The following is a 7551-nucleotide window of genomic DNA, read 5'->3' on the forward strand; positions in this document are numbered from 1 at the left end:
AGCGCGTTCGCTCCCTTTGGGAAACCGAAGCTTAGCGAAAGGTTAAGGCCGAACCTGACCGGCTCGTGAAGGGGAAGAACCGTCTTCCCGCACGCTCCACGCGGTCATAGGCTCTTGTTTCGGGCAATTGTGGCCGGTTTATGTGGAATTTTACCGCTGAGGGGGCAGGTGTTGCCACGACAGCACAATGAGGATGCCCGATGCGCCAGGCGCTTTTTATCCTTACTCTGTCGATCTTCGCCGTCCCCTTGGTGGCGGCAGAGCGACAGACTCTATATGAGGCCGCGCTGGAACGCGCCATCATCCAGTTCGAGACGGCCAGGCCGCGCCTGCCTGCAACGGTTTTCGGGGTCGATGTCGAGACCTATCACGATGCGTTGACCTTGCAGCGTTTTTCCTCACGCCATTGGGGTGGTCCCGTGACGGTGGCGCCGATCATCCGCGCTGAAGCGACGGGATCGTGCGGGCGTTACGCTGCCTTTGTGCACCTGCCCCCTGCGGAGGGCGCGGTCCAGCTGGTGCTCTGTCCGCAATTCTTCCGCCCCGGCAGCGAAGCGCTGCGCGTGCTCACCTTGCTGCACGAAATGGTTCACGTGGTGGCGGGCGCGGACGAATGCCGCGCCATGGCCTTCACGGCGCTGGTGGAAAAGCAGGCCATGGGCCGCTTTACCCCAGCCGACGCCTATTGGCGGGCCAATGACTGCGAGGGCTCGGGGTTTTTTCTGCCCTAGCGCCAGCCCAGCGCCGGGGCGACGTGCTTGAGCACGGCCTCGATGACATGGGCATTGTAATCGACCCCGAGCTGGTTGGGGACGGTGAGCAGCAGCGTATCGGCCTCGGCAATGGCCTCGTCCTCCGCCAGGTCGCGGATCAGCATGTCGGGTTCGGCGGCATAGCCGCGGCCGAAAACGGCCCGGACATTTTCCTCGATGAAGCCGAAGCTGTCCTCCTCCTTGCCGCCGCCGAAATACATCCGGTCCTTGTCATTGACCAGAGCGAAGATGGAACGGCTGACCGATACGCGCGGCTCGAAGGCGTGGCCGGCCTCTTTCCAGGCGGCGCGATAGGCGCGAATCTGCTCGGCCTGCTGGATATGGAAAGGCTTGCCGGTCTCGTCGAATTTGAGCGTCGAGGACTGCAAATTCATGCCCAGTTTCGCCGCCCAGATGGCCGTGTCATTGGTGGCCGAACCCCACCAGATGCGCTCGCGCAGCCCTTCGGAATGGGGTTCGATGCGCAACAGGCCCGGCGGATTGGGGAACATGGGGCGGGGATTGGGCTGGGCGAAGCCCCTGCCCTTGAGAATTTCGAGGAAGATTTCCGCGTTGGTGCGGGCCATGTCGGCATCGGTCTGGCCATCCTGGGGCTGGTAGCCGAAATAGCGCCAGCCATCGATGACCTGTTCGGGCGAGCCGCGGCTGATGCCCAGTTGCAGGCGCCCGCCGGCGATCAGGTCGGCGGCGCCGGCATCCTCGGCCATGTAGAGCGGGTTTTCATAGCGCATGTCGATGACGGCCGTGCCGATCTCGATGCTTTTGGTGCGAGCGCCGATAGCCGAGAGCAACGGGAAGGGCGAGCCGAGCTGGCGGGCAAAGTGATGGACGCGGAAATAGGCGCCATCGGCTCCCAATTCCTCGGCGGTCACCGCCAGGTCGATCGATTGCAGCAGGGCATCTGAGGCCGAGCGCGTGCCCGATTGCGGCGAGGAATTCCAATGTCCGAAGGACAAAAAGCCGATCTTTTTCATGTCTTGCCTCGTGCGGAGCCCGCCGCCTCAGCGCGGTACGGAGTCATTATGTGGTTCCGCGCGCGCCAAAAAGCCAGCTCGCGGCAACGCAGTGGCGCATTTGAGCGAACAATGCTCCGCGCACAGAAAGAGCAGTACGCCCGGCAAAGGCTCGATCAGACGTCCAGATTGCTCACATTGAGCGCATTTTCCTGGATGAAATCGCGCCTAGGCTCGACCAGATCGCCCATGAGAGCGGTGAAGATCTCATCTGCCTGACTGGACTCATCGATCTCGACCTTGAGCAGGGTGCGGGCATTGGGGTCGAGCGTGGTTTCCCAGAGCTGGGAGGCGTTCATTTCGCCAAGGCCCTTGTAGCGTTGCAGCGACACGCCCTTGCGGCCGGCATCGGTGACGGCCTTGAACAGCGAGGAGGGCCCATGAATGGGCGTATTCTCGCCCTTGCGGCTGAGCGTGGGCACACCACCATAGACTTCGTCGAGCCGCTCGGCCAATTGGCGCAGCTTGCGCGCGTCTGCACTGTGAAGCAGAGCCTTATCGAGCTGGTGGCTTTCGGCGACGCCGCGCACCGTGCGCGAGAAGGCCAGTCCCTCGTCATCGGTGACCGAGCCTTGCCAGCCGCGCTCAAGCTCGTCCGAAATACGGTCGAGCCGGTTGGCGATGCGGGTCATGGTGGCCTCGGCCTTGGCCGGATGGGCTATGCCCTCGGGATCGAGCCCGCCGACAATTGCAGCCTGTTCGACAAGGTTCCGGTTGTAGCGGGTATTGAGATTGTCGATGGCATAGGTGATGTCGCGGGCCTGGTTGAGAATGGAGAGCAGATCGGCCCCGGCATGCTCGGCGCCGTTACGGGTCTTGAGCACAGCCTCGTCCCGTCCGGCGTCGAGCAGGTAATCCTCGAGCGCCCGCTCGTCCTTGAGATATTGCTCGGACCGGCCACGGGTGGCTTTGTAGAGCGGGGGCTGGGCGATGTAGATATGGCCGCGCTCGATCAGCTCCGGGGTCTGCCGGTAGAAGAAGGTGAGCAGCAGCGTGCGGATGTGGGCGCCGTCCACGTCGGCGTCGGTCATGATGATGATCTTGTGGTAGCGCAGCTTATCGGCGTTGAATTCCTCGCGGCCAATGCCGGTGCCCAGCGCGGTGATCAGCGTGCCGACCTGGTCGGACGAGATCATGCGATCAAAACGCGCCCGCTCGACATTGAGGATCTTGCCGCGCAGCGGCAAGACGGCCTGGTTGGAACGATCACGGCCCTGCTTGGCCGAGCCACCGGCCGAGTCGCCTTCCACGATGAAGATTTCGCTCTTGGCCGGGTCGCGCTCCTGACAATCGGCGAGCTTGCCGGGAAGCGAGGAGATTTCCAGCGCCCCCTTGCGGCGGGTCAGCTCGCGCGCCTTGCGCGCCGCCTCGCGGGCCGCAGCCGCCTCGGCCACCTTGCCGACGATGACGCGCGCCTCGTTTGGATGCTCCTCGAACCATTGACCGAGCCTGTCGTTGACGATGCTCTCCACCACGGGCCGCACTTCGGAGGAGACCAGCTTGTCCTTGGTCTGAGATGAGAATTTGGGATCGGGCACCTTGACCGAGAGCACGCAGGTCAACCCTTCGCGCGTGTCATCGCCGGTCAGCGACACCTTTTCCTTCTTGGCGATGCCTGAGCTTTCGGCATAGCCGACCACCTGGCGCGTCAGCGCGCCGCGCAGCCCGGCCAGATGAGTGCCGCCATCGCGCTGGAAGATGTTGTTGGTGAAGCAGAGCACGTTTTCGTGGTAGCTATCGTTCCACTGCAGCGCCACTTCGACGGTGATGCCGTCGCGCTCCCCGCCCATGCTGATCGGCTTGTCGATGACGCCGGCCTTGGACTTGTCGAGATAGCGCACGAAGGCTTCCAGTCCGCCTTCGTAATGCAGCTCGGTGGTGACCGGCTCGGGATGGCGCAGATCGCTCAGCACGATGCGCACGCCGGAATTGAGGAAGGCCATTTCGCGCAGGCGGTGTTCCAGCGTCTTGAAGTCGAACTCCACCATGGAGAAGGTGTCGGAACTGGGCAGGAAGATCACCTCGGTGCCCGAGCGCCCCTCATACTCCCCCACGACCCTGAGCGGAGCGTCAGCCTCGCCATGGGTAAAGCTCATCTCGTGGATCTGACCCTTCTGACGGATGCGCAGGCGCAGCCAGACCGAAAGGGCATTGACCACCGAGACGCCGACGCCATGCAGGCCGCCGGACACCTTGTAGGAATTCTGGTCGAACTTGCCCCCGGCATGGAGCTGGGTCATGATGACCTCGGCCGCCGAGACGCCCTCTTCCTTGTGGATGCCGGTGGGAATGCCACGACCATTGTCGGTAACCGAAACCGAGCCATCGGCGTTGAGCGTCACCGTGACGAGGTCGGCATGACCGGCCAGGGCCTCGTCGATGGCATTGTCCACCACCTCATAGACCATGTGGTGCAGGCCCGAACCGTCGTCGGTATCCCCGATATACATGCCGGGGCGCTTGCGCACCGCATCGAGGCCCTTGAGCACCTTGATGCTGTCGGCGCCGTATTCGGTATTGGGGATCGGGTTTTCGCTATCGCTCATGAGGTCCGAATCAGTCGTTTTCAGAGTGCTTCCGTTCTAGCGGAACGGGGGTATATCCCCAAGCAAAATGGCCCTTTTCGGGGCAATTCCGGGGGATGAATCACGCCAAGGCGAGCCTGCCCTCGCGCACGCTCACCATCTGCGCCCGATCGCCCAGTGCTTCAAAGAGCACGGCGTCGGTTCCGGTGAGGAAGCATTGGGTTTCCAGCCCGTCCAGCGCGACGAAAAGAGCTCGCCGCCGGTCGGGATCAAGATGGGCGGCGATCTCGTCGAGCAGCAGGAACGGCGTGATGCCGGTCCTGAGACGTACCAATCGCGCATGGGCGAGAATCAGCCCGATCAGCAGGGCCTTTTGCTCGCCGGTGGAGCCCAGCGCGGCCGGCATAGCCTTTTGGGCGTAGGTCACCTCGAGATCGACGCGGTGTGGTCCTGATATGGTGCGTCCTGCGGCCCGATCAAGCCCGCGCCCGGCCCGCCAGGCCCCCGCCAGCGCCTCTTCCAGGGCGCCGGAGGGCACGGGCTCGCTCTCTCCCTCAAAAAGCGGGGTGAGGGCCAGTTGCGCGGCCGGGAAACTACCGTCCTCGAGACTTTGCCGGATCAGGGCCTGGAGATGGCCGAGGCTATCGGCGCGGGCCAGATGGATCGAGGCGCCCAATTCGGCCATCTGCGCCTCGATGGCCGCCAGCCAGTGAGGATCGCCCTCTTCGGCAAGCAGGCGATTGCGCTGACGCATGGCCTTTTCATAATCGCTCACCGCGGCGGAATGAGAGGGAATGAGGGTCGTGACCAGCCGATCGAGAAACCGCCGCCGGTCACCGGCAGGGCCGGAAAACAGCCCATCCATGGCCGGTGTCAGCCAGAGCACGCGCAGATAGTCGCTCATCGCCTCGATGGAGCGGGCATTGGCGCCGTTGATGCGCACGCGCCGCCCCCCCTCGGGACTGGCACCGGTACCGATATCGGCGGGACCATCGGGAGTTTCAACCGTCGCCGCCACAGCCCAGCCGATATCGCTGCCGGCGGCCTGCAGGGTCTCGAAGCTGGCGCCGCGCAACCCTCGGCCGGGGGAGAGCACGGAAATGGCCTCGAGCAGATTGGTCTTGCCGGCGCCGTTGGGCCCGGTAAGTACGAGGTGGCGAGGCCCGATATCCAGCGCCGCCGCGGCATAATTGCGAAAGGCGGTCAGACGCAGGCGGGAGAGGTGGCGGATGGCCCGGACCTCAGACACGCATCGGCATCAGAACATAGAGCGCCCGGGTTTCCCCCTCTTCCTTGACCAGCGTGGGCGAGCCCGCGTCGTTGAAGAGGAACAGCGCGCTGTCGGAGCGGATCTGGCCGATGATGTCGAGCAGATAGCGGGCGTTGAACCCGATCTCGAACCCATCGGTATCGAATTCCACCGCCAGCTCCTCGCTGGCCGTGCCGTGATCGGGATTGGTCACCGACAGCTCGAGCTGGCCGGCATTGGCATGGAGCTTCACCGCCTTGCCGCCGCGATCGGAGGCGATGGTGGAGACGCGATCGACCGCCGTGGCGAAGCTGGCGCGATCGACGGTCATCTGCTTGTCGTTGTTCTTGGGGGTCACCCGGTCATAATCGGGGAAAGTGCCTTCGATGAGCTTGGAGAGCAGCACGACCGAGCCGGAGGTGACGCGGATCTTGGTGTCGCTCACCTCGACCTTGACCTCGCCCTCGGCGCCATCGAGCAGTTTTTGCACCTCGCCCACGGTCTTTTTGGGCACGATGATGCCGGGCATGCCAACGGCGCCGGCAGGCGCATCGATCTCGGCGCGGGCCAGGCGGTGGCCATCGGTGGCGACGGCACGCAGTACCGACCCAACTCCGCTCACCTCGACGGTGTGCAGGTAGATGCCATTGAGATAATAGCGCGTCTCCTCATTGGAGATGGCGAATTGGGTGCGCTCGATCAGCTCGCGCAGCGCCTCGGCGGGCATGGTGAATTCGTGCCCGAAACTGCCCGATTTGAGATCGGGGAAACTCTCGGGGTTGAGACAGGCCAGGTTGAAGCGCGACCGCCCCGAGGTCAGCACCATATTGTCCCCGCCATCGGTTTCGAGCCGGACTTCGGCGCCGTCGCTGAGCTTGCGGACGATTTCATAAAGCGTATGGGCCGGAACCGTGGTGGTGCCGGAGGTGGAGACCATGGCCGGCACGGATTCGGTGACCTCGATATCGAGGTCGGTGGCGCGCAGTTCGACCCGGTCATCACCGGCGCGGAAGAGCACATTGGCCAGGATGGGATAGGTATTCCGGCGCTCCACCACCCGATGCACATGGCCCAAGGATTTGAGCAGATGATTGCGTTCGAGGGTGACTTTCATGCGGGCAATTCCTGGCACTACGCGGACAGCACAAGCCCCGGGCGATCCGGGGCTTGGACATTTACAATTTGTGAACGGATTAGCAAGGGCGGCGCCGCTTATTCCTCAAGCATGCGCTTGAGCAGTTCGATTTCCTGCGCCAGCTCGGTATCGTCCTTGATCATCTGCTCGACCTTGCGCACCGAATGAAGCACGGTGGTGTGATCGCGGCCGCCGAAACGCCGGCCGATTTCAGGCAGCGAGCGGCTGGTCAGCGCCTTGGCCAGGAACATGGCGATCTGGCGGGGGCGGACCACGTCGCGGCTGCGGCGAGCCGAGAGCAATTCGTTGCGTGGCACCTTGTAGTGGCGCGAGACGATCTTGAGGATGTCCTCGATGCGCACGCGGCGCGCCTCGCGGCTGCGGATCAGGTCGCCCAGGGTCTTTTCGGCCAGGGGCACGGTGATGAGTTCGCCGGTCAATTGATTGGCGGCGACGAGCCGGTTGACCGCCCCGTCCAGGTCGCGGCCATGGCTGACCACGGCGCGGGCGACATAGTCGAGCACAGCGGGCGGGAAATGCATGCCGTAGCGCGCGGCGGAATGTTCGGCGCGGCGCTGCACGATGGCCCGGCGCAGATCGAGGTCAAAGCCGGAAATCGGCACGACCAGGCCGCCCGACAGACGCGAGCGGATGCGCTCATCGATCATTTCGAGGTCACGCGGGGGCGCGTCGCCCGCCACCACCACCTGCTTGGCGCCGGTGAGAAGCGTTCCCAGGGTATGGCCGAACTCGGTGGCCGACTTGCCCTGCAGGAACTGCATGTCGTCGATCAGCAGCAAATCGACCCGGCGCAGCCATTCCTTGAAGCCGAGCGCGGACTGGCGCTGCACGGCGG

General features: G+C 64.1%; 6 protein-coding genes. 1 reads left to right on the forward strand and 5 read right to left on the reverse strand.

Features of this window, described 5'->3' with window-relative positions:
• The first annotated feature begins 200 nt into the window (after positions 1-200).
• Positions 201-731 (forward strand): hypothetical protein, encoded by a 531-nt coding sequence (locus VDP82_RS11290; RefSeq protein ID WP_323014947.1) that lies wholly within the window; start codon positions 201-203, stop codon positions 729-731.
• On the opposite strand, the gene VDP82_RS11295 is transcribed toward VDP82_RS11290, so the two are convergent.
• The 5 genes from VDP82_RS11295 to VDP82_RS11315 all read right to left on the reverse strand — a co-directional run.
• The gene (locus VDP82_RS11295) at positions 728-1747 is read right to left on the reverse strand and encodes an LLM class flavin-dependent oxidoreductase (RefSeq protein ID WP_323014948.1); all 1020 of its coding nucleotides are present in this window, start codon (positions 1745-1747) and stop codon (positions 728-730) included. The genes VDP82_RS11290 and VDP82_RS11295 overlap by 4 nt on opposite strands.
• 155 nt (positions 1748-1902) lie before the next feature.
• Entirely contained in the window at positions 1903-4332 is a 2430-nt protein-coding gene (gene gyrB, locus VDP82_RS11300) for a DNA topoisomerase (ATP-hydrolyzing) subunit B (RefSeq protein ID WP_323014949.1), read from the reverse strand.
• 100 nt (positions 4333-4432) lie between these two features.
• Positions 4433-5560 carry a DNA replication/repair protein RecF gene (recF, locus tag VDP82_RS11305; RefSeq protein ID WP_323014950.1) on the reverse strand — a complete coding sequence of 376 codons (1128 nt, stop codon included), beginning with the start codon at positions 5558-5560 and terminating at the stop codon, positions 4433-4435.
• Positions 5553-6674, reverse strand: a complete 1122-nt coding sequence (dnaN, locus tag VDP82_RS11310; RefSeq protein ID WP_323014951.1) for a DNA polymerase III subunit beta — start codon at positions 6672-6674, stop codon at positions 5553-5555. Before dnaN ends, recF begins: the two co-directional genes overlap by 8 nt.
• 98 nt (positions 6675-6772) lie before the next feature.
• Positions 6773-7551: chromosomal replication initiator protein DnaA (locus tag VDP82_RS11315; protein ID WP_323014952.1), on the reverse strand; the 779-nt coding region annotated here is incomplete at its 5' end.

The sequence above is a fragment of the Devosia sp. genome (assembly GCF_034675085.1).
Taxonomy (GTDB): domain Bacteria; phylum Pseudomonadota; class Alphaproteobacteria; order Rhizobiales; family Devosiaceae; genus Devosia.